This window comes from Bradyrhizobium sp. SZCCHNS1050, assembly GCF_032484785.1.
In the GTDB taxonomy this organism is placed as follows: Bacteria; Pseudomonadota; Alphaproteobacteria; order Rhizobiales; family Xanthobacteraceae; genus Bradyrhizobium.
Window position 1 is genome coordinate 2647321 of record NZ_JAUETR010000001.1, and the last position, 21870, is coordinate 2669190.

The 21870-nt window shown below is 66.2% G+C and carries 17 protein-coding genes; 6 read left to right on the forward strand and 11 right to left on the reverse strand.

Features of this window, described 5'->3' with window-relative positions:
- Positions 1–8: 8 nt before the first annotated feature.
- The 9 genes from QX094_RS12035 to sdhC form a co-directional block, all read right to left on the reverse strand.
- Entirely contained in the window at positions 9–227 is a 219-nt protein-coding gene (locus tag QX094_RS12035) for a hypothetical protein (protein ID WP_316173447.1), read from the reverse strand.
- A complete protein-coding gene (locus tag QX094_RS12040) occupies positions 227–712 on the reverse strand; it encodes a pyridoxamine 5'-phosphate oxidase family protein (protein WP_316173449.1) in 486 nt (161 codons plus the stop codon). Before QX094_RS12040 ends, QX094_RS12035 begins: the two co-directional genes overlap by 1 nt.
- 82 nt (positions 713–794) lie before the next feature.
- Positions 795–1622, reverse strand: a complete 828-nt coding sequence (locus QX094_RS12045; RefSeq protein ID WP_316183629.1) for an FkbM family methyltransferase — start codon at positions 1620–1622, stop codon at positions 795–797.
- Between the two features lie 118 nt (positions 1623–1740).
- Positions 1741–3696 (reverse strand): ABC transporter ATP-binding protein/permease, encoded by a 1956-nt coding sequence (locus QX094_RS12050; protein WP_315750534.1) that lies wholly within the window; start codon positions 3694–3696, stop codon positions 1741–1743.
- 64 nt (positions 3697–3760) lie between these two features.
- Positions 3761–5911: an ATP-binding protein gene (locus QX094_RS12055; protein ID WP_316173453.1), complete on the reverse strand. Its 2151-nt coding sequence runs from the start codon at positions 5909–5911 to the stop codon at positions 3761–3763.
- A 121-nt stretch (positions 5912–6032) separates the two neighbouring features.
- On the reverse strand, positions 6033–6815 hold the full coding sequence (locus QX094_RS12060) for a succinate dehydrogenase iron-sulfur subunit (RefSeq protein ID WP_315716769.1): 783 nt from the start codon (positions 6813–6815) through the stop codon (positions 6033–6035).
- 48 nt (positions 6816–6863) lie between these two features.
- Positions 6864–8702: a succinate dehydrogenase flavoprotein subunit gene (sdhA, locus tag QX094_RS12065; RefSeq protein ID WP_315750532.1), complete on the reverse strand. Its 1839-nt coding sequence runs from the start codon at positions 8700–8702 to the stop codon at positions 6864–6866.
- Between the two features lie 3 nt (positions 8703–8705).
- Positions 8706–9080: a succinate dehydrogenase, hydrophobic membrane anchor protein gene (sdhD, locus tag QX094_RS12070; protein ID WP_315716954.1), complete on the reverse strand. Its 375-nt coding sequence runs from the start codon at positions 9078–9080 to the stop codon at positions 8706–8708.
- A 20-nt stretch (positions 9081–9100) separates the two neighbouring features.
- A complete protein-coding gene (gene sdhC, locus QX094_RS12075) occupies positions 9101–9499 on the reverse strand; it encodes a succinate dehydrogenase, cytochrome b556 subunit (RefSeq protein ID WP_315716771.1) in 399 nt (132 codons plus the stop codon).
- 555 nt (positions 9500–10054) lie between these two features.
- On the opposite strand from sdhC, the gene QX094_RS12080 reads away from it, so the two are divergent.
- Positions 10055–10312 carry a hypothetical protein gene (locus QX094_RS12080; RefSeq protein WP_315758639.1) on the forward strand — a complete coding sequence of 86 codons (258 nt, stop codon included), beginning with the start codon at positions 10055–10057 and terminating at the stop codon, positions 10310–10312.
- A gap of 7 nt (positions 10313–10319) precedes the next feature.
- Here QX094_RS12080 and QX094_RS12085 read toward each other — a convergent pair whose 3' ends face one another.
- The gene (locus tag QX094_RS12085) at positions 10320–11846 is read right to left on the reverse strand and encodes a malonyl-CoA synthase (RefSeq protein ID WP_316187940.1); all 1527 of its coding nucleotides are present in this window, start codon (positions 11844–11846) and stop codon (positions 10320–10322) included.
- Positions 11847–12032: 186 nt separating this feature from the next.
- Here QX094_RS12085 and QX094_RS12090 point away from each other — a divergent pair, with 186 nt between their 5' ends.
- Positions 12033–12791 (forward strand): SDR family oxidoreductase, encoded by a 759-nt coding sequence (locus tag QX094_RS12090; protein WP_316173455.1) that lies wholly within the window; start codon positions 12033–12035, stop codon positions 12789–12791.
- A gap of 1109 nt (positions 12792–13900) precedes the next feature.
- Here the strand turns inward: QX094_RS12090 and bamA are convergent.
- Entirely contained in the window at positions 13901–16402 is a 2502-nt protein-coding gene (gene bamA / locus QX094_RS12095) for an outer membrane protein assembly factor BamA (protein ID WP_316173456.1), read from the reverse strand.
- On the opposite strand from bamA, the gene QX094_RS12100 reads away from it, so the two are divergent.
- The 4 genes from QX094_RS12100 (at position 16353) to QX094_RS12115 (ending at position 21867) form a co-directional block, all read left to right on the forward strand.
- On the forward strand, positions 16353–16541 hold the full coding sequence (locus QX094_RS12100) for a hypothetical protein (RefSeq protein ID WP_315800934.1): 189 nt from the start codon (positions 16353–16355) through the stop codon (positions 16539–16541). The genes bamA and QX094_RS12100 overlap by 50 nt on opposite strands.
- Before the next feature lie 670 nt (positions 16542–17211).
- The gene (locus QX094_RS12105; RefSeq protein ID WP_315750529.1) at positions 17212–18426 is read left to right on the forward strand and encodes an aminotransferase class I/II-fold pyridoxal phosphate-dependent enzyme; all 1215 of its coding nucleotides are present in this window, start codon (positions 17212–17214) and stop codon (positions 18424–18426) included.
- 11 nt (positions 18427–18437) lie between these two features.
- The gene (locus tag QX094_RS12110) at positions 18438–20909 is read left to right on the forward strand and encodes a DNA translocase FtsK (RefSeq protein WP_315716777.1); all 2472 of its coding nucleotides are present in this window, start codon (positions 18438–18440) and stop codon (positions 20907–20909) included.
- A gap of 196 nt (positions 20910–21105) precedes the next feature.
- Positions 21106–21867, forward strand: a complete 762-nt coding sequence (locus tag QX094_RS12115; protein ID WP_315716778.1) for an outer membrane lipoprotein carrier protein LolA — start codon at positions 21106–21108, stop codon at positions 21865–21867.
- Positions 21868–21870 lie beyond the last annotated feature (3 nt).

Below are 21870 nucleotides of genomic sequence, written 5' to 3' on the forward strand. Positions count from 1 at the left end.
AATCGCGGTCAATCCGTGGCCGGATTCGGTGTGGTGGGACCGAGCGGCCCCCGGCCGGGGATTTCGTCCGGCGTCTGCCCTGGCAGCTCTTGCGGCGGCGCCGGCGCATCGGGTTCGTAGACCGGCGGCGGAATGTCGGGCTGCGGATTGCCGACGGGATCCTCCGGCGGCGGTTCGACCGGGCGGCCCGGCGTCGCCGGCGGAATCTCTGGCGGTTCGATCGGCATCACATCGCGACCTTTCGATTGTCGCCGAGGTCGGGACGCGTGCCTGTCACCGCGGCCGCCGCCATCTTGACGTAGCTCACGACCGTGCCGGGGGAATCCCAGAATTCGGCGTCGTCGGGCGTGATCTTCAAGAGGCGGATGTTCGGATCCTCGGCGCTGTCCCACCAGGCCTTGGCCGGCGTTGAGAACAGCTCCCGGATCTTGCCGCGATCGTTGGAAATGGCCGCCGTACCCGTGAGCGACACGTACTTCTGGTTGCCGGCGTCCGCGAACGACAGATTGACCTGCGGCGATCGCGCGATCTCCTCGTCCTTGTGATGCCGCGCGTCGGTGAGAAAATAGATCGTGTTCTCGCCGCGCGCGAGATACGCGCTCATCGGCCGTGCCCGCAGCCTGTCACCGTCGCGGGTGACCAGCATCGCAAAGCCGATCTTCTTCATCAGGTCCCAAACGCGGTCCTGGTCGCGCGCGTCGTCATTGCTCATGGTCGGCTCCCTCAATGTCAGGGGCGACAACGCCGCGTGGGGCGCCGATGTTCCGGACGCGCCCGGGGAAAGCGAACGCCGTTCAGCCGCGCAGCAGCAGCGTATTGCTGCGCGTGCGGCCGCTCTCACGGTAACCGCGACCGAGCATGTCGGCGAGACAATCGTTCTGCCATTCGTCGCGCGACAGGTGTTCGATGACGACGGCACGCGGCCATAACGCGGCAGGCGCGTCACGGAAGAAGCCGGTCAGCACGCGGTCCTCAAAACCTTCCACGTCGATCTTCAGCGCATCAACCCCGGTCGCTCCGGCCTGTGCGAGAATGGTCTGCAGCCGCAACGACGGCACCTTGAACGCTTCCGCTCCGGCCTCGCCGGTCACGATGTGACTGGCGCCGAGATTGTCCCCATCGGTCTCGATCATCACCTCGCCATCGCTCTCACCCGCTGCCACCGCGAGCAGCCTGACCTGGGGCAGCGCGGACGCAGCACGGTTGAAGCTCAGCCGCGCATGCGTGACCGGATGCGGCTCCACTGCGATCACGAGGCCATCAGGCCCGACGTGACGGGCAAGCGGCAAGGCGAACGTTCCGACATTGGCGCCGACATCCACCACCACGCCGCCCGGCGGAACGTGGCTGCGCAGGAAATCCAGCTCCTCGCGATTGTAGTCGGGATTGAACAGTGCACCGCGCTCGGTCGCACTGACCTGATGGTAGAAACGGAAATTGGCGCCCTGATAGCCGACGTCGACGGGGCCTGCTCCGAGCATGTTGACGACACGCGTCAACATCGGCCGGAACGCGCCGCGCTTCAGCCCGGAGCCGTGCGCCATGCGGATCACCAGCGCCTGGGCGGCATTCGGAGCGAAGGCACCAAAGGGGGGCGGAGAAGGATCGTTGTCGGGCGTCAAGGTCGCGTCCTGGGCTGAGGGCGACGTGTGATAGCTGGTTTCGCCGCGATCTCCAATGCAGGCGGCGTGGCCGCATTGTGTCGTCTCCAGGACCGCGCTGAGGCAACGCCCGAGCCGTTCAGGCCGCCTTGCGCTGACGCAGGAAGCGGCCGATGAGGCGGCGCTTCCCCTTGCGCGGAATGAGATCGATGTCGCTGACGAGCTTGGCGCCGCCCTTGCGCCGTTCGAGCACGATCTTGCGGCTGTGGAAGGCCTCGAGCTCCGCCCGATGCGCCACGCTGACGATGGTCGCCTTCGGCAGCTCGCTCGTCACCATCTCCATCATCTTGTCCTGGCTCTTCTCGTCGAGCGCGGAGGTGGCTTCATCGAGCACGACGATGTCGGGGCTGTGGAGCAGCAGGCGCGCGAAGGCGAGACGCTGCTTCTCGCCGCCGGAGAGCGTCTGATCCCAGGGCGCGTCCTCCTCGATCTTGTCCTTGAGATGGTCGAGACCGACCTTGTGCAGGGCTTCGCCGACCTGCGCCACGCTCCAATCCTCGGCAGCCCCGGGATAGGCGACGGCCCGGCGCAGGGTGCCCGATGGCACGTAGGGTCGCTGCGGCAGCATGAACAGCTTGCGGTCGGGGTGAAAGTTGATGCTGCCGCCGCCCCACGGCCACAGCCCGGCGATGGCGCGCACGAGCGTGCTCTTGCCGGTGCCGGATTCGCCCGCGACGAGCAGGCGCTCGCCGGGATCGACCACGACCTCGGTCTCGCCGACCACGGCGGTGCCGTCGTCGAGCGTCACCTGCAGATCATTCAGACTTAGCATCGCGTCGCCGGTGGTCTCGCCGCGCTTGATGCGGCCGATGCCGTCGCCTCTCTCGGCACGTTCCAGCGCATCGAGCGACATCATCAGCGAGGCGATACGGCGGGCACAGGCATTCCAATCCGCGAGCCGCGGATAGTTGTCGACCAGCCAGCCGAACGCGGTCTGCACGATCGTGAACGCGCTCGCCGCCTGCATCACCTGCCCGAGCGTCATGCTGCCGTCGAGAAATTTCGGCGCGCACAGCAGCAGCGGCACGACAGGGGCGATGAGGCTGGAGCCCTGCGACACCAGGGTGGTGCGCATGTGCTGGCCGGCGAGCCGCGCCCATTGCTGCAGCACGTTACCGAACGTCCGGTCGATGCCGGCGCGCTCTTCGGTCTCGCCGCCGAGCAGGGCGATGCTCTCGCCGTTTTCGCGGACGCGGGTCAGGGTGTAGCGGAAATCGGCCTCGGCCTGGTTCTTGTCCTCGGAGACCTGCACGAAGCGGCGGCCGATCGTCATGATCGAGCCCGAGGCGATGGCGGCGTAGGCGATCGCGGCAATGACCAGAAAACCGGGAATGGTGATCTCAGTGGCGCCGAGATGCAGCGTCAGCGCGCCGCCGATGGTCCAGAGCACGACGATGAAGGTCGCGGCCGACAGCAGCGCCGAGGTCACGCCGGCGATGAAGTCGACCGGCGAATCGGTCGCGATGCGCAGGTCCTCGGCGATCCGGTATTCCGGATTCTTGTGGTCGCCGCTGACGAGATTGAGCTGATAGTAGCGCCCGCTGGCCAGCCAGCGGGTGACGACGCTGTTGGTCAGCCAGGCGCGCCAGCGCCGCTGGATCGACATGCGCGCATAGACCTGGGCGACCCCGAGTATGACGCTGCCGATCGCGAGCGGGAAGAAGATCGCGGTGAGATGAAAGACCGTCGCCGAATCGCGTTTCTCGATCGCATCGAAGATCGACCGATTCCAGACGTTGATGCCGTACTGAAATCCGACAGTCGCAACGATCAGGAACAGCAGCCCGATCGTGAACGCCCACGCCAGACGGTCGCCGCTCTGACCCCAATAACCGCGGGCGCTGATCCAGAACCGCGTCAGCAGATAGCGCTTGCGCAGCTGCTCTGCCTCTTCGGGCGACAGCTCCGGATCAGGCTCCACCAGTTCGGGCGGCGGCGGCTCAACCTGGGCGCCATTCTCGGCCGCGATCTCGATGATCGGCGCCTTCTCGGGCGCCTGTGCCGGCGGCCGCGCGGTGTCCTGAACCTGTCCCATCGCGCGATAACAGCAGTGCGAACAGAAGGTTCCCGGCCTGGTTCCCGCGCGATGCGCGCCGGTTTCAGGGCACCTGCGTGTTCGGTGCCATTGGTGGGGAGCGATACAGCGGCACCGGAACGACCTTGTTCAGCACGCGCGACAATTCCTCGATCGAATAGGGTTTGCGCAGCAGCTCGAAGCCATGCGTGCCCTGCTGCGCCAGCACATGGCTGTAGCCACTCGCGAGCACGACCGGCACGTTGAGCTCGAGCCGCCTGATTTCCTCGGCAAGTTCCAGCCCAGTCATGCCGGGCATCACGACATCGGTGAAGACGACGTCGAACCGGCTGGTGCCGCTGATCAGCTCCTCCAGCGCGTCTCTGGCGTTGTCGACCAGCGTGGTCCGATAGCCGAGCTCGGCCAGCGCTTCGGTCGCCGACCTGCCGACGTCGATGTTGTCCTCGACCACCAGCACCGACATGCCTCGACCGTCGATCGGCTCCGCATGGCTGCCGTCCTCGCCGCGCTGCACCTGGGCTGGAGCGACGCGCGGCAGATAGAGCGTGAACGTCGCGCCGCGGCCCGGCTGGCTCATGACCCCGATTTCGCCGCCGGACTGCTTCGCGAAGCCGAAGACCTGCGAGAGACCGAGGCCGGTGCCCTGGCCGATGGTCTTGGTCGTGAAGAACGGCTCGAAGATGCGTCCGAAATGCTCCGATGGGATGCCGACGCCGGTGTCCTGGACGGTGATGGCGACATAGCCCAGCGGCGGACGGTCGTGCGGCGCCGCCGGCGTCGGCAGCGCCGCTGCAGGGGCGACGGTGATGCTGAGACGTCCCTGGCCGGCCATCGCATCGCGGGCATTGACGGCCAGGTTGATCAGTGCCGTCTCGAACTGGCCAGCGTCGGAATTGACGTAGCACGGCTCGTCGGGAACGGAGACCGCGACCTCGACGCGTGACCCGACCAGGGTCTTGGTCATGTCGCGCAGGGTGACGACGCTGCGGCAGATGTCGAAGACCTCCGGCTTCAGCGTCTGGCGACGGGCGAACGCGAGGAGCTGCGACGTGAGCTTCGATGCGCGCGCCACCGTATCCGAGATCGCGTCGATATAGCGCTGCCGCCGTTCATCAGCCAGATTCGGCCGGCGCAACAGGTCGGCTGAGGCCCGGATCACGGTCAGCAGATTGTTGAAGTCGTGCGCGACGCCGCCGGTCAATTGTCCGAGCGCCTCCATGCGCTGACCGTGCTTGAGCGCATCCTCGGCCTCGAGGCGGCGGGCGGCCTCGACATGCAGGCGCTCGGTCCGCCGCTGGGCAAGGGCCAGGAAGACGATAAGCAGCGCGGTTGCCGGGATGCCGAAGATGAGATGCCGGCCAATCGTGCCGAGCCAGCGGTTGCGGATGGTCGACGTCGCAAGCCCTGCCGAGACGTAGACGGGATAGCCGCCGAGCCGCTGATACCCGACGAGACGCTCGACGCCATCGACCGGCGAGATCTCGGTGACGAGCTGCTCCGTATCTGCGGCCCGGGCGGCGATGTCGCTGGGCCCCGCAGCCGCGCTTCGCCCGCCAGCCGGGAAGCGCGCCAGAACGAGACCATCGAAGCGGCGCAGCGCGAAGTAGCTGCCGGGCGCCCGGCCGATCCGGGCATAGAAGTGCTCGAAATAATCCGGAAGCACCGAGGCCTGGATGATACCGGTGAAGCTGCCGTCGTCGCTCTGGCGGCGGCGGCTGATGCTGAAGAACGGCGCGCCTTGATAGGGCGGCCGCGGCGTCAACTGCGCGCCGATGAAGGTGCCGATGCTGTCCTTGACGTGGGCGCTGAAGTAGTCGCGGTCGAGGAACGTCATGTCCGGCGCCGGATAGATCATGCTGTTGACCAGCGGCCGGCCACTGGCGTCGAACACCCAGGCGGACTTCATCTGCGGCAGCGCGTCCGACAATTGTCGCAACCGGGCATGCAGCACCTGCTCGCGCGCCTTGATGTCGGCATCCGACAGGTCGCGGACGACCTCGTCGATCTCCGAGAGGCTGCGCTCGATCGTCTCGAACACCTTCAGCGCGTGCTCGTGGACGATTTCGAGCGAGCGGCGGATCTCGCGATCGGCCTCCTCATACGTCGTGCCGTGGGATACGTAGGCCGTGATCACGAACAGCGCGACGGGAAGCGCGAGGGACGCGACCATCATCCAGCGCAGCATCGTCATCGATTTGCGTTGTGCGGTCTGCACGGTCGCTCCGGCTTCAAAGGGCCACGAGCTTAACGCAATCGACGGCAGCTACAAACCAGCCGCGCCCGAAACTTGCACCGGTATCGGGCGCGGAAGGTGAGATCGAAAGCCGCCCGTCAGGCTAGATCTGCCGCTCGACCAGCTTGAACTTGAGTTCCGCGATCGCCTCGGCGGGGTTGAGCCCCTTCGGGCAGGCCTTGGCGCAGTTCATGATGGTGTGGCAGCGGTACAGCCGGAACGGGTCCTCGAGATTGTCGAGCCGCTCGCCGGTGGCTTCATCCCGGCTGTCCTTGACCCAGCGCGTCGCCTGCAGCAGAGCGGCGGGTCCGAGATAGCGCTCGCTGTTCCACCAGTAGCTCGGGCACGAGGTCGAGCAGCAGGCGCACAGGATGCACTCGTAAAGGCCGTCGAGCTTCTCGCGATCCTCGTGGCTCTGCCGCCATTCCTTCTGCGGCGTCGGCGAGGTCGTCTTCAGCCACGGCTCGATCGAGGCGTATTGCGCGTAGAAATTGGTGAGGTCCGGCACCAGGTCCTTCACGACAGGCTGATGCGGCAGCGGATTGATCTTGACCGCGCCGTCCTTCACGTCGTGCATCGACTTGGTGCAGGCCAGCGTGTTCTGGCCGTCGATATTCATCGCGCAGGAGCCGCACACGCCCTCGCGGCAGGAGCGGCGGAAGGTGAGCGACGGATCGATGTGGTTCTTGATCCAGATCAGCCCGTCCAGCACCATCGGGCCGCAATCGTTGACGTCGACGTAGAAGGTATCGACGCTCGGATTCTTGCCGTCGTCCGGATTCCAGCGATAGACCTTGAACTCGCGGACCTCGGTGGCGCCGGCCGGCTTGGGCCAGGTCTTGCCGCCGGTGATCTGAGAATTCTTCGGAAGTGCGAACTCAGCCATTTCGGAAGGCCTTCTTGGGTTTGACGGACGGGCTCAGGTCACACGCGATCAGTACACCCGCGCCTTCGGCGGGATGTACTGCACGTCGTTGGTCATGGTGTAGTTGTGCACCGGGCGGTAATCGATCGTGGTTTTGCCGTCCTTGCTGTCGATCCACGCCAGCGTGTGCTTCATCCAGTCCTTGTCGTCGCGATCCGGAAAATCCTCGCGCGCATGGGCGCCGCGGCTCTCGGTGCGATTGACGGCCGAGTCCATCGTCACGACTGCCTGCGCGATCAGATTGTCGAATTCGAGCGTCTCGATCAGGTCGGAATTCCACACCAGCGATCTGTCGGACACCGCGATGTCGCCGATGCCGCCATACACCTTGTGGATCAGGTTATGGCCTTCCTGCAGCACCTCGCCGGTGCGGAACACGGCACAGTTGGTCTGCATCACGTTCTGCATGCTCTCGCGCAGCTTCGCGGTCGGCGTGCCGCCGGAGGCGTAGCGATAATGATCGAGCCGGCTCAGCGCCTTGTCGGCGGAGTCCTTCGGCAGATCCGGCTGCTTGCCGTTCGGCGTCAGCTTCTCGGCCAGCCGCAGCGCCGCCGCGCGGCCGAACACCACGAGGTCGATCAGCGAGTTCGAGCCGAGCCGGTTGGCGCCGTGCACGGACACGCAGGCCGCCTCGCCCACCGCCATCAGGCCGGGGACGATCGCGTTGTCGTCGCCATCCTTCTTGGTCAGCACCTCGGCGTGATAGTTGGTCGGGATGCCGCCCATGTTGTAGTGCACGGTCGGCACGATCGGGATCGGCTCGCGCGTCACGTCGACATTGGCGAAGATCTTGGCCGATTCGGAGATGCCGGGCAGACGCTCGGCCAGCACCTTCGGGTCGAGATGGTCGAGATGCAGGAAGATGTGGTCCTTCTTCCGGCCGACGCCGCGGCCTTCGCGGATCTCGATGGTCATCGCGCGGGAGACGACGTCGCGCGAGGCGAGGTCCTTGGCGGACGGCGCATAGCGCTCCATGAAGCGCTCGCCTTCGGCGTTGACGAGATAGCCGCCTTCGCCGCGCGCGCCTTCGGTCACCAGACAGCCCGAGCCGTAGATGCCAGTCGGGTGGAACTGCACGAACTCCATGTCCTGCAGCGGCAGGCCGGCGCGCAGCGCCATGCCGCCGCCGTCGCCGGTGCAGGTATGCGCCGAGGTGCAGGAGGCATAGGCGCGGCCATAGCCGCCGGTCGCGAGGATGGTGGTCTGGGCGCGGAAGCGGTGCAACGTGCCGTCGTCGAGCTTCAGCGCGATGACGCCACGGCAGACGCCCTGGTCGTCCATGATCAGGTCGATGGCGAAGAACTCGATGAAGAACTCAGCGGCGTGCCGCAGCGACTGGCCATACATCGTGTGCAGCATCGCGTGGCCGGTGCGGTCGGCGGCGGCGCAGGTGCGCTGCGCCTGGCCCTTGCCGTAGTCCAGGGTCATGCCGCCGAACGGCCGCTGGTAGATCTTGCCGTCCTCGGTGCGCGAGAACGGCACGCCCCAATGCTCGAGCTCGTAGACGGCGTCGGGCGCGTTGCGCACCATGTATTCGATCGCGTCCTGATCGCCGAGCCAATCCGACCCCTTGACGGTGTCGTACATGTGCCAGCGCCAGTCGTCCTGGTGCATGTTGCCGAGCGAGGCCGAGATGCCGCCCTGCGCCGCCACCGTATGCGAGCGGGTCGGGAACACCTTGGTGATGCAGGCGGTGCGCAGGCCCGCCTCGCTGCAGCCGACGACGGCGCGCAGGCCCGCGCCACCGGCGCCGACCACGACGACGTCATAGGTGTGGTCCTCGATCGGATAGGCTTTTCCGTTCGTCGCGGGCGCGCCATTCGCGCTGCCATTTGCTCCGCCGGCCATAGGCTAGACTCCAGTGGACAGTTTGATGAGGGCGTAGATCGAGGCGAGCGCCACGGTCACCGCGAAGAAGTTGTTGGCCATGATCGCGACGAGCTTGAGCGGCTCGCTGTGCACGTAGTCCTCGATCACGACCTGCATGCCGATCTTCATGTGCCAGCAGCTCGCGATCACGAACAGCAGCATGATCACCGCAATCGGAATCGAGCCGAGTATCTGCGCCGCGCCGGCCTGGTTGCGGCCGAGCAGCATGATCACGACCACGACGACCGGCACGATCAGCAGGGTCATGGCGACGGCGGTGAGCCGCTGGCGCCAGAAGTCGCCGGTGCCGGAATGCGCTGCGCCGAGGTTGCGGACCCGGCCGAGCGGGGTGCGCATCGATTTCGCGTGTGCGTTGCTCATCGGCCGCCTCCCACTGCGTAAGCCACGATCCACACCAGGACGGTCAAGGTGATGCCGCCGATCAGGGCGCCCCAGGTGAGCGCCTCGCGCTCATTGGCCTTGAAGCCGTAGCCGAGGTCCCAGACGAAGTGGCGGATGCCGGACAGCAGGTGGTGCAGCAACGCCCAGGTGTAGCCGAACACGATCAGGCGGCCGAGGAAGCTGCCCATGAAGCCCTGGACGTAGGAGTAGGCGCTGGGACCGGACGCGGCGGCGATCAACCACCAGGCCAGCAGCAGCGTCCCGAAATATAATGCAACCCCGGTGGCGCGATGGACGATCGAGAGAATCATCGTCAGCGTCCAGCGGTAGGTTTGCAGATGCGGCGAAAGCGGTCGTTCGATCCTGGCTGTCATTGGTTACTTTGATGATTTCTTGTGGGCCGTGAACGCGGGGGGCTTGCGGCCGTGTGGATCGGCAGGCGGGCTTTATTTACGGAGAAGGAACAGGTGTTGCAACGGACAAATCGCCCAAATCCGAACAAGGATTCAGTCCTAGGCGACCGATCGCAAAAGGATCAATGGCCGTCGTGGTATACCAGAAACCGATCGCGCCCGGATGCGGCGAACTATTATTCATTCCTAACTCCTCACCAAGGCCACGACCAACGCGGCGAGACTGTCAAATAGCGCCGACTGTCGAGCGTTGATTCACCGCTTAGCTACGGTCCTGAGCAAGCCGGTTTCGCGGCAAGCGCCAGCGCCATCTGATGATTCTGCAAACCTGCCCGGAGCGATTCGCGGAGCAACAACCTGCGTTGCGACCGCCTGCGCTGCAGCAAATCTCCCTCGATCTCCCGCGTTCCTCGCCCACACGGGGCCCCTCCGCCGGTCGATTTTGCCGCATGTCGCCGCCCGGCGAAGCGGCCTAGTCTCAGACGAGGTGCAACAGACGCGGTGCAGGGAGCCTCGATGCCGCTGCCGACGGTCCGACCGACAACCACCGAACGCCCGGCGGCACTGCCGGCGCGCAAGGTGTCGTCGCACGAGCCCGTCGAGGAGCCCCTGACCTGCGTGCTCGGCTTCACCGCCGCCGGCCTGTTCGCCGCCTGTCTCGCGCTGGCCATCCAGCATGAGATTGCCTCGCTCGCCGTGCTCGAATTCGTGCTGATCTGCGCCGCGCCGCCGCTGGCCGCGCTCGCCGGCCTCGCGATCGGACGACGGCGCTAGGCCGCCGTCACTTCGTATAGATGTCCTTGTACTGATCACGCAGCACGTTCTTCTGCACCTTGCTCATCGCATTGCGCGGCAGCTCGTCGACCACGAACACGCGCTTGGGCATCTTGAATTTCGCCAGTCGGCCGTCGAGACCCTTGAGCACGCCGGCCTCGCTGACATCGGCCCCCGGATGGCGCACCACGACCGCCGTGACACCTTCGCCGAAATCGGGATGCGGCACACCGATAACGGCGGACTCGACCACGCCCGGCATCGCGTCGATCTCGCTCTCGATCTCCTTCGGATAGACGTTGAAGCCGCCGGAGATCACGAGGTCCTTGCCGCGGCCGACGATGTGGACGTAGCCCTGCTTGTCGATCTTGCCGAGATCGCCGGTGATGAAGAAGCCATCGTCGCGGAATTCCGACTTGGTCTTCTCAGGCATCCGCCAATAGCCCTTGAACACGTTCGGGCCCTTCACCTCGATCATGCCGATCTCGTCGCGCGCGAGCTCCTTGGCCGTCTCGGGATCGGTGACGCGCACCGAGACTCCGGGCAGCGGGAAGCCGACCGCGCCGGGCACGCGCTCGCCCTCGTAAGGATTCGACGTGTTCATGTTGGTCTCGGTCATGCCGTAGCGCTCGAGGACGGCATGGCCGGTCCGCGCGAACCATTCGCGATGGGTATCGGCGAGCAGCGGCGCCGAGCCGGAAATGAACAGCCGCATGTGGCTGGTCGTCTCCTTCGACAGCCGCGGGTTCTGCAACAGCCGAGTGTAGAACGTCGGCACACCCATCAGCACGGTGGCGCGCGCCATCAGGTCGATGATCAGATCCGGATCGAGCTTGGGCAGGAAGATCATCGACGCCCGCGCAAACAGCGTGACGTTGCTGGCCACGAACAGACCATGGGTGTGATAGATCGGCAGCGCGTGGATCAGCACGTCGTCCTTGGTGAAGCGCCAGTAGTCGATCAGGGTCAGCGAGTTCGAGGCGAGATTGTCGTGAGACAGCATCGCGCCCTTGGAGCGGCCGGTGGTGCCCGACGTATAGAGAATGGCGGCGAGATCATCGGCGCCACGTGGCACGGTGGTGAACGCCTTGTCGGCCTTGTCGGCCGCCTCGGTCAGCGAGCCGCTGCCCGACGCATCGAGCGTTTCCACCTTGGCGCCGACCTTGGCCGCCAGCGCGCCGATGCCCTCGGCCTTGGCCGGATCGCAGACGACGACGGTCGGCTCGGCGTCGCCGATGAAATAGTCGAGCTCGTTGAGCGTATAGGCGGTGTTGAGCGGCAGATAGACGCCGCCTGCACGCACCGTGGCGAGATAGAGCACGAGGCCGGACACCGACTTCTCGGTCTGCGCCGCAACCCGGTCGCCCGGCTTGACGCCGCGAGCCGCCAGCACATTCGCCATCTGCCCTGCCCGCGCGATCAGGTCGCCGTAGGTGATGCGCTGACCGTCATGGGTCTCGATCGCCAGGCGGCTGGGATCGTCGAGGCCATCGAACAGGCGGGAGAACAGATTGGCGTTGGCGGCTTGGTTCATGCAACATTCCCCTGGGAGCATGGGCAGGCCGGCAGTGCCAGCCGGCGGAACATCATGCTCGACGAAGACGAAAAGGGCCGGGACAGCGAACAAGACCGGTGACATCGCCATCACCACGGTCGCCATCTCTGATCGAGGCTGCTCTAGCAAAAACGCCCTTTCGAAGGCAACGGGAGACGCTGGGATATGGTCAAGGGAAAACGGATCGCGTGGATCACCGGCGGCGGCACCGGAATCGGCGAGGCCGGCGCACTGGCGCTCGCCGCCGACGGCTGGACGGTGATCGTCTCGGGCCGGCGCACGGCCGCGCTCCAGGCCGTGGTGGCCAAGGTTGCCGCGGCGGGCGGCACGGCCGAGGCCGTCGCGCTCGACGTTGCCAAGGCCGCCGACGTGCAGGCCGCGGCCGATGCCATCCTGGCGCGGCATGGCCGCATCGATCTGCTGGTCAACTCGGCCGGCGTGAACGTGCCGAAGCGGCGCTGGGACGACATGACGATCGAGGGCTGGAACCAGCTGGTCGAGATCAACCTCAACGGTGTGCTCTACTGCATGAAGGCGGTGCTGCCGGCGATGCGGGCGCAGCAGGACGGCACCATCATCAACGTCTCGTCCTGGGCCGGCCGTCATGTCTCGAAGATGCCGGGACCGGCCTACACCTCGACCAAGCACGCAGTGCTGGCGCTGACGCACTCGTTCAACATGGAGGAATGCGTCAACGGCCTGCGCGCCTGCTGCCTGATGCCCGGCGAGGTCGCCACGCCGATCCTCGAGCAGCGCCCGGTGGTGCCGAGCGCCGAGGAGCGGGCGCGGATGCTGCAGCCGGAAGACCTCGGCCGCACCATCGCCTTCGTCGCGAACGTGCCGCCGCGCGTCTGCGTCAACGAGATCCTGATCAGTCCGACGTGGAATCGGGGATTCATCCAGACGCCGGGGAACAGGGATTGAGCGGGGCTGGATATCGGTTGCGGCAATCGTGTCGGCGCGGGTCATGAAGATCGAGGTGATGCCCAGCTACCGGTGTCGTCCCTGCGAACGCAGGGACCCATACCGCGTGATTGTTGTAGGAGGCAGGCGGCGAGTCCCGTGCAAAACAACTGAACCCCGTGGCTATGGGTCCCTGCGTTCGCAGGGACGACGGCGGAGGTTGGCGTTGGCAGCGTTGCCTTCGAGACAGAGTTGAATACGTGTGTTTTCATCCCCGCGACGCATCCGCGCCCGAGTTGTGCTGAATTTGGTCGCCCCGCAAACAGAGGGCGCAGGGAAGGCCGGGCGCTGGCCGCGCCCGTGGCCCGCCAGCGAAAGAAAATGCTGGCGGCAGGTACCACAGGTCTGGCCGAAAACACCCGGCCCTCCCTGCGCGATTGGTTTTAACGGCTGCTTCGCGTTCTCCCTGGTGCGCCGGGCTTGTTGGCCACCATGCGTACGACGCGCTCGCGCGCATCGTGCGGGACATCAGCATCGGGATGTCAGGACCGCGCGACTTGACCGTGCGTGCATCACCGTTCGTCCGCGCAGACTGATCCACGCTGCGGCGACACACGCCCATCGCATCCCACTGCCAACGGTTCGTGACGGTCGCGAAACGCCCCTCATGCGGCAGCAGGGACGTGCGGAAATGTGCAGGTGATTTGCCCGACGGTGCAACGTCGGCGGTGTGCGACAAAGTAGCTCGACGGGCAATTTGCGCATGGGAGGGATGCGAACAACATCATTCGATCGACGCGATCATCTCTGATGCGACCTCTCTCATGAGAGATCAAGCTGATCAGAGATCATGTGGACCGCACTGTGCGCCGCGCAGACGGTCGGCTCCCCTCCCCCTTGCGGGGAGGGGTTGGGGGTGGGGGTCCGCGGGCGCTGACTTCAGTGGCGTGAATGCCGGGCGAACAGCAATCGGCGCTATCGCCGATATCAGGGCATGGGCTTTGACCCTCATGTCGAGCATGATTCGTGGACCCCCACCCCCGACCCCTCCCCGCAAGGGGGAGGGGAGCGCGCACCGCCCGCGTGGTGAGCGGCACGCACCTCTTCTGGGAGCTCAGTCGCTGTGCGCCTCAGAACGACGTGCCGCCGCCGAACCTGAACTCCTGGACGGTGTCGTATTTGCCCTTGGACAGCGGCACCGCGTAGTCGAAGCGGAGCGGACCGAACGGCGAGGCCCAGATCAGGCCGACGCCGACGGAGGAGCGCACCACCTTGCTGTCATCGTACAGCAGGCCGCATTTGCAGGTCGCGGTGTTGACCTCGCCGGTCGCCGCCCAGGAGGTCGGGCCCTGATAGCCCCACAGCGAACCGGCATCGGCATAGACGGCGCCCTTCAAGCCCACTTCCTTCGGCAGGAACCAGAACGGCATCTGCAGCTCGGCCGAGGCGCCCCAATATTTGGTGCCGCCGAGCGCATCGCCGGTGGCACCGAGGCTGCGATAGGTGATGTCGCGCGCCCCGATTCCGTTCGAGGCGAAGCCGCGCACCAGGCTCGGTCCCATCTGGAAGTGATCGAGCATCCGCAGATCCTTGTCGCCGATCTTGTTCAGCATGCCGCCCTGCAGATGGATGATGCCGACGATGTCGGCCACCAGCGGCGAGTAATATTTCGCATCCACCGCCGACTTGAGGTAGCTGACATTGCCGCCGACGCCGGCGAAATCCTGCTTCCAGTCGATCAGCAGGCCATCGGTCGGGTTCTTGTTGTTGTCGAGCGTGTTGTAGCTGAGCGTGTAGCCGAGCGCAGAGGTCAGCGCGGCGCCGTCGCTCAGCTCCTTGCGGACCGGCAGGCTCGACTCGCCATCGCCGTAGCAGCCCCAGCCATAGTAGCCCGAGCTGGTCGAATTGGTCGGATCGACGCCGCCGAGCACGCTCTTGATGTAGGCCGGGGTCGGGTTGAAGGCGAGCAGGCTGTTGGCGGCGTTGTTGTTGCAGTTCTTGTAGTAGGACGGCAGCGATATCTCCTGGCGATACAGCGAGTATCGCAACTGGAGCGAGAGGTCTTCGCGCAACTGGAAGCCAAGCCGCGGGCTGAAGCCGATCGTCGTCACGCCATAGCTCGTATAGCTGTTCGCCAGCTGCTGCTTGTAGTAGACATCCAGGCCGAGCGCGATCCGGTTGTCGAGCAGATAGGGCTCGACGAAGGACAGCGAGACGCCCCTGCTGTATTGGCCGTAGCTCACGGACGCCTTGGCGTACAGACCGCGGCCGAGGAAGTTGCGCTCCGAAACCGAGACCTCACCCAGCGCGCCATCGGTGGTCGAATAGCCGCCGGAAACGGAGAGGTCGCCGGTCGACTTCTCCTCCAGATTGACCACGAGGATGACGCGGTCGCTCGACGAGCCCGGTTCGGCCGCGATCTTCACGTCCTTGAAGAAGTCGAGATTCTTCAGCCGGCGCTCGGCGCGGTCGACCAGCGCGCGGTTGTAGGCGTCGCCCTCGGACAGATCGAACTCGCGCCGGATCACGTACTCGCGGGTGCGGGTGTTGCCGCGGATGGTGATGCGCTCGATATAGGTGCGCGGGCCCTCGTCGACCTGGAACATGATCGCGACCGTATGCGCTTCCAGATTGCGGTCGCCGCGCGGACGCACGACGGCGAAGGCAAAGCCGCGACGCGAGGCCTCGATCTGCATCTCCTCGACCGACTTCTCGAGCTGCTCGACGTTGTAGAGCGCGCCGACATTGACGCGCGAATAGCCGCGCAGCGTGTTGGCGTCGAGCGCCGCGACGCTCGACTGGAACTGCACCGAGCTGACGCGGTATTGCTGGCCCTCCTCGATCTGGAACGTGACCAGGAAGCCCTTCTGGTCCGGGTCATATTCGCTGAGCGCCGCGACGACCTGAACGTCGGCATAGCCGTTCTTCAGATAGAAGCGGCGGATCAGGTCGCGATCGGCCTCGACGCGGTCGGGGTCGTAGACGTCGTTGTTGCCGAGGAAGCTGAGCCAGTTGGTTGCGTGCGTCTTGATGACGTCGCGCAGGCGCGCGGCGGAATAGGCGTTGTTGCCGACGAAGCTGATCGACTTCACGCCGGTCTTGACGCCCTCTTCGATGGTGAAGACGAGGTCGACGCGGTTGTTGGGCTGCTCGATGATCTCGGGCGTGACGCGGACGTCGTAGCGGCCGGAGCGGCGGTAGATCTCGGCGATGCGCTGCGCGTCCGACTGAACCATCGGACGGGACAGCGTGCCGCGCGGCTTCGACTGCACTTCCGCCGAGAGCTGCTCGTCCTTGACCTTCTTGTTGCCCTCGAAGGCGACGCGGCCGATCACGGGATTCTCGACCACGCGCACGATCAGCCGGCCGCCCTGCCGGTCGATCTTCACGTCGGCGAACAGGCCGGTCTGGACCAGGGCCTTGAGGCCGTCGTCGACCTGGCCGGCATCGAGTGTGCCGGCGGGACCCGGCTTGAAATAGGAGCGGATGGTGTCGGATTCGACGCGCCTGTTACCCTCGACGGTGATCGCGCTGGCGACGGCGGGTGCCGCCGCGGCCATGCGGGGCAGCGAGGAAACGGGCATGGCCAGCAGCATCAGGGCAAGCACGCCCAGCAGTCTCAGACGCATCATCGACGCTCTTTCGAAAGTCAGAGTCCTCGGCGCGCAGACGTTCGTCGGCACGCCACCGGAATCGCTGATGCCCGTCAAAGATGGTCGCGATGCGCCGATCTCGTTTCGTGAAATGTCTGATGATGCTGGATGTGACTGAGTGTTTCCGGTCAGACAAGATTCTCGGGCCAACCGAGCGGCAGAGGGCATGAGCAGCTAATAAGTGCGTCGCCCGCGCTGCGACCGGAAAGCCACGGCTGAGACGGACATCTCCGTTAAGCAATCGGCCCGGCCGCGCCGCATTCGGTGGCTTCCGAAATCAAATTCTACAAATCTTCGGAAATTGGCAATACGAGGGAAAAACGAGGGTGCTAATTGATCGTCATCCGAACTAAGCCCCCAAGTAGTTCGGCCAAGGCCCGGTGCGCGTAGATTCCCATTGATATTCCGGCGCACCGGGCCGCCCGTTTTCCCTCGCGCGCGAGCCGATGGCCCGTAGGATGGGCGGAGGCGGTCGTGCCGCGGCTCCATCCGAGGTCGCGGCAGCGCCATGCCCACGGTCTGCGCGCGAATGCGCTGCGCGGCGGTGTGCCGGCCGCCGCCTTCGGCGGCCGCCTTGCCCTCCCACGGTTCCCGCCGCCCCACCCGAATCACCACAATGTCCGCCGCTGTTGCGAAATTGCCTCTGGATCGGGGCGGGAAAACCGATCAAAACGGGCGGCAGCGCCGATGGTTAATCGCGTCTTAACCTCGCCCCACCTATGGTGACCAGACAGGCACCGGTTCATGGGCGATCGGCGGCTTCCACTGGTTTGGCGCGCGTTTTACGTATGGCAATGACCGCTTCATCCCCCGCGCCCGCTGGCGCCAGCCATTCGGAGAGCGAACGCTCGCCGTTTGCGCGGCTGAACGAGCTGCTCGCCCCTTACAAGCCGGGCAAGCCGATGATCACACTCGCCGTTGGCGAGCCGCAGCATCCGGTGCCGGACTTCGTCGGGCCTGTATTGGCCCAGCACATCGCCGAGTTCGGCCGCTACCCGGCCGCCAAGGGCATCGAGCCGTTCCGCAAGGCGGCCGCCGGCTGGCTGTCGCGCCGATTCGCGCTGCCGCGCGCTGTTGATCCCGAGCACGAGATTCTGGTCCTGAACGGCAGCCGCGAGGGCCTGTTCTTCGCCGCCCATGCCGCGCTCCGCCATGTCGGCCCGCGCCGCGGACGGCCGGCGATCCTGATGCCGAACCCGTTCTATCCGGTGTATGGCGTCGGCGCCCGCACCGCCGGCTGCGACTCCATCTATCTGCCGACCACGCGCGACAACGGCTTCCTGCCCGATCTCGATGCGATCGACGAGGCGACCCTGGCGCGCACGATCGCGTTCTACCTCGCGACGCCGGCCAACCCGCAAGGCTCGGTGGCATCAGCGGACTACATGCGCAGGCTGGTCCAGCTCGCCAACGCTTACGGCTTCCTGATCTTCAGCGACGAATGCTATTCGGAGATCTACACGAAGGCGGCACCCGGCAGCATGCTCGAGCATGCCGGACCCGACTACACCAACGTGGTCGCGTTCCAGTCGCTGTCGAAGCGCTCCAACGTGCCGGGCATGCGGATCGGCTTCGCCGCCGGCGACCGCCGATTCCTCGCGGGCTTTCACGAGCTGCGCAACGTCGCGGCGCCGCAGGTGCCGGTGCCGCTGCAGCACGTGGCCGTCGCCGCCTATGCCGACGAGGCGCATGTCGAGGAGAACCGGCGGCTGTACCGCGCCAAGTTCGATCTCGCCGACCAGATCATCGGCAACCGCTATGGCTACAAGCGTCCCGATGGCGGCTTCTGCGTCTGGCTCGACGTGGCTGATCGCGGCGGCGACGAGGACGTGACGTTGCGGCTGTATCGCGACGCCGGCGTGCGCGTGGTGCCCGGCAGCTACCTGGCGCGGCCGCAAGCCGACGGGTTCAATCCGGGCCTGGGCTACATCAGGCTGGCGCTGGTGGCGGACGCCGGATCCACCGGTGAGGCGTTGCACCGGCTGGTCGAGGTCCTGGGATAATCGCGGGGCTGATGCAGATGCCGGCGATCGAACGAGTCATCCCTCTGGTCAACCACCTGCCGACGTCGCTGCGCGACGCGCTGGTGCGGCGGCTGCGCGAGCTCGCGGGCCTCTGCCTGATCGCGCTGTGCGGCGTGGCCGCGGCGGCGCTGATGACGTGGTCGGTGCAGGACCCCAGCCTGAGCCACGCCACCTCGCGCGCCATCCGCAACATCGTCGGCTATCCCGGCGCGATCAGCGCCGATCTGCTGATGCAGATCCTCGGTCTCGGCTCGATCATGGCGATCCTGCCGCTTTCGATCCGCGGCTGGCGGATGATGACGCACCGGCCGTTCGACCGCGAGGCGCTGCGCTTCGGCGCCTGGATTCTCGGCGCCGTCATCGCCGCCGGCTTTGCCAGCTGCTGGCCGCGCTCGCACGCCTGGCCGCTGCCGACCGGTCTCGGCGGCGTGGTCGGCGACGCCCTGGTGCGCGCACCGGCCGTGGTGTTCGGTCCGCCCGGTGTGATCTATCGGCTGGTGCTCGGCGCCCTTCTTCTGGTTGCGATGATCGGCTGCCTGCTGGTGGCCGGCGGCATGGGCGCGAAGGAAGCCGATCCGAGCCTGCTCGCGGATGAGGACGACGACACGCCGCTGGCCGACCCCGAGGACGACGACGACCGCAAGGCGATCCGGCTCGGCTGGGTGTTCCACGCCATCATGAGCGCCAAGGCCCAGGTCGTCTGGTTCCTGAGCACGGCCTATCGTGCGCTGGTCTCCTCCGGCCCGCAGCCGCGCGCCGCCGCCGCAGGCCGGCAGGAGCCGAGCCTGGGTCGCGGCAAGCCGACGCTCGCGCCCGAGATGGACGAGGACGGCGGCGACCAGGACGAGGCCGACGAAGGCGAGGACGAAGAAGAGGAGGAGGAGCCCGCTCCCCGCGCCCGCAAGAAGCCCGCGGCCAAGACGCCGGCGCGCAAGGCCAACGACAAATACGACCTGCCCTCGGTCTCGATGCTGGCGGCGCCGAAATCCTCCGACCGCCAGCCGCTGTCGAAGAGCGAGCTGGAGGCCAATTCGCGCGCGCTGGAAGGTGTGCTGCAGGACTTCGGGGTGCGCGGCGAGATCGTCAAGGCGCATCCCGGCCCGGTCGTCACGCTGTACGAGCTGGAGCCGGCGCCGGGCATCAAATCGTCCCGCGTCATCGGTCTTGCCGACGACATCGCCCGCTCGATGAGCGCGCTGTCGGCGCGCGTCGCGGTCGTGCCCGGCCGCAATGCCATCGGCATCGAGCTGCCCAACGCGCATCGCGAGAAGGTGTACCTGCGCGAGCTGCTCGTCGCCAAGGAGGCGACCGAGAGCGTCGCCAAGCTGCCGCTCTGCCTCGGCAAGAACATCGGCGGCGAATCCATCATCATCGATCTCGCCCGCACCCCGCACATGCTGATCGCCGGCACCACCGGCTCGGGCAAATCGGTCGCCATCAACACCATGATCCTGAGCCTGGTCTATCGCCTCAGGCCCGACCAGTGCCGGCTGATCATGGTCGACCCGAAGATGCTCGAACTGTCGGTCTATGACGGCATCCCGCATCTCCTCACGCCGGTCGTGACCGATCCGAAGAAGGCCGTCGTCGCGCTGAAATGGGCCGTGCGCGAGATGGAGGAGCGCTACAAGAAGATGGCCAAGCTCGGCGTGCGCAACATCGACGGCTACAACGCCCGCCTGGGCGAAGCGCGCGCCAAGGGCGAGGAGCTGACGCGCACCGTCCATACCGGCTTCGACAAGGAGACCGGCAAGGCGATCTACGAGGAAGAGAAGCTCGACCTCGATCCCCTGCCCTACATCGTCATCATCGTCGACGAGATGGCCGACCTGATGATGGTCGCCGGCAAGGACATCGAGGGCACGGTGCAGCGCCTCGCGCAGATGGCGCGTGCCGCCGGCCTGCACGTCATCCTGGCAACGCAGCGCCCGTCGGTCGACGTCATCACCGGCACCATCAAGGCGAACTTCCCGACCCGCATCTCCTTCCAGGTCACGTCCAAGATCGACAGCCGCACCATTCTCGGCGAGATGGGCGCCGAGCAACTGCTCGGCCAGGGCGACATGCTCTACATGGCCGGCGGCGGCCGCATCAGCCGCGTACACGGCCCGTTCTGCTCCGACGAGGAGGTCGAGAAGGTCGTCAAGCATCTCAAGGCACAGGGCTCGCCGGAATATCTCGAGGCGGTCACCGCCGAGGAGCCGAGCGAGGAGGATGGCGCCGTGTTCGATGCCACCGGCATGGGCGGCGGTGGCGGCGGCGACGACCTGTTCTCCCAGGCGGTCGCCGTGGTCAAGCGCGACCGCAAGGCCTCCACCAGCTACATTCAACGCCGGCTGCAGATCGGCTATAACAAGGCCGCTTCGCTGATGGAGCGGATGGAACAGGAAGGCATCGTCGGCCAGGCCAACCACGCCGGCAAGCGCGAGATCCTGGTGCCCGAGGAGGAAGGCGGGTTCTGACGGCCCCGATGGCCGCAGAAACGCCGCTTCGGTGCCCGATCTTCACGCGATTACGATCACGCTGCCCGGCCGAACCGGGATAGAACGCGTAAAACCTCAGGACGTCGTTTTGAAAAGCTCCTTGTTGAACAGCACGTTTTCGTATCACGCAGCTTGGCGCGGGCGCCGGATCGGCGCTTGGCTGGTCGCCTGCGCCGTGACGATATGCTCTGTCGCCGGTGCGTCCGGTCACGCCGCCGCGCAGGGCACGCCGGCTCCGAAATCAGGCCCGAAGAGCGGCTCCCAGCTCAGCGCCTCCGACCAGCAGCGGGCCGGCCAGAGCCCCTCGACCACCCAGACGGCCCCGCCCAACCCGGTCATTCCCGATCCCCGGCGCAACGTGCCGGCCAGCATCTTCACCTCGTTCGACGCCAACCAGAAGGCGCAGGCGGCCAAGGTCAGCGCCTATCTGTCGTCGCTGCAGACCCTGGTCGGGAACTTCGTCCAGGTCGGCCCGGACGGCAGCAAGACCAAGGGCGATTTCTACATCCAGAAGCCCGGCAAGGTCCGCTTCGAATACGAGCCGCCGACGCCGATCGACATCATCGCCGACGGCTCTTCCTTGGTGGTGCGCGACCGCAAGCTCGCGACCCAGGACGTCTATCCGCTGTCGCAGACGCCGCTGCGTTATCTGCTGTCCGACCGCATCGACCTGTTGAAGGACACCAACGTGATCGCGGTCGCCGCCGACGACCTCTACGTCACGATCACGATCGAGGAGAAGCAGGCCCTGATCGGGACCAGCCGGCTGATGCTGATGCTCGGCGCCAAGGACGGCCAGCTCAAGCAGTGGACCGTGACCGATCCGCAGGGCTACGACACCACGATTGCCGTCTACAATCTGGATACGACCAAGAAGCTCGATCCGGCGATGTTCAAGATCGACTTCACGGCCTATCCGAGCACGCCGCCGGGCTGACGC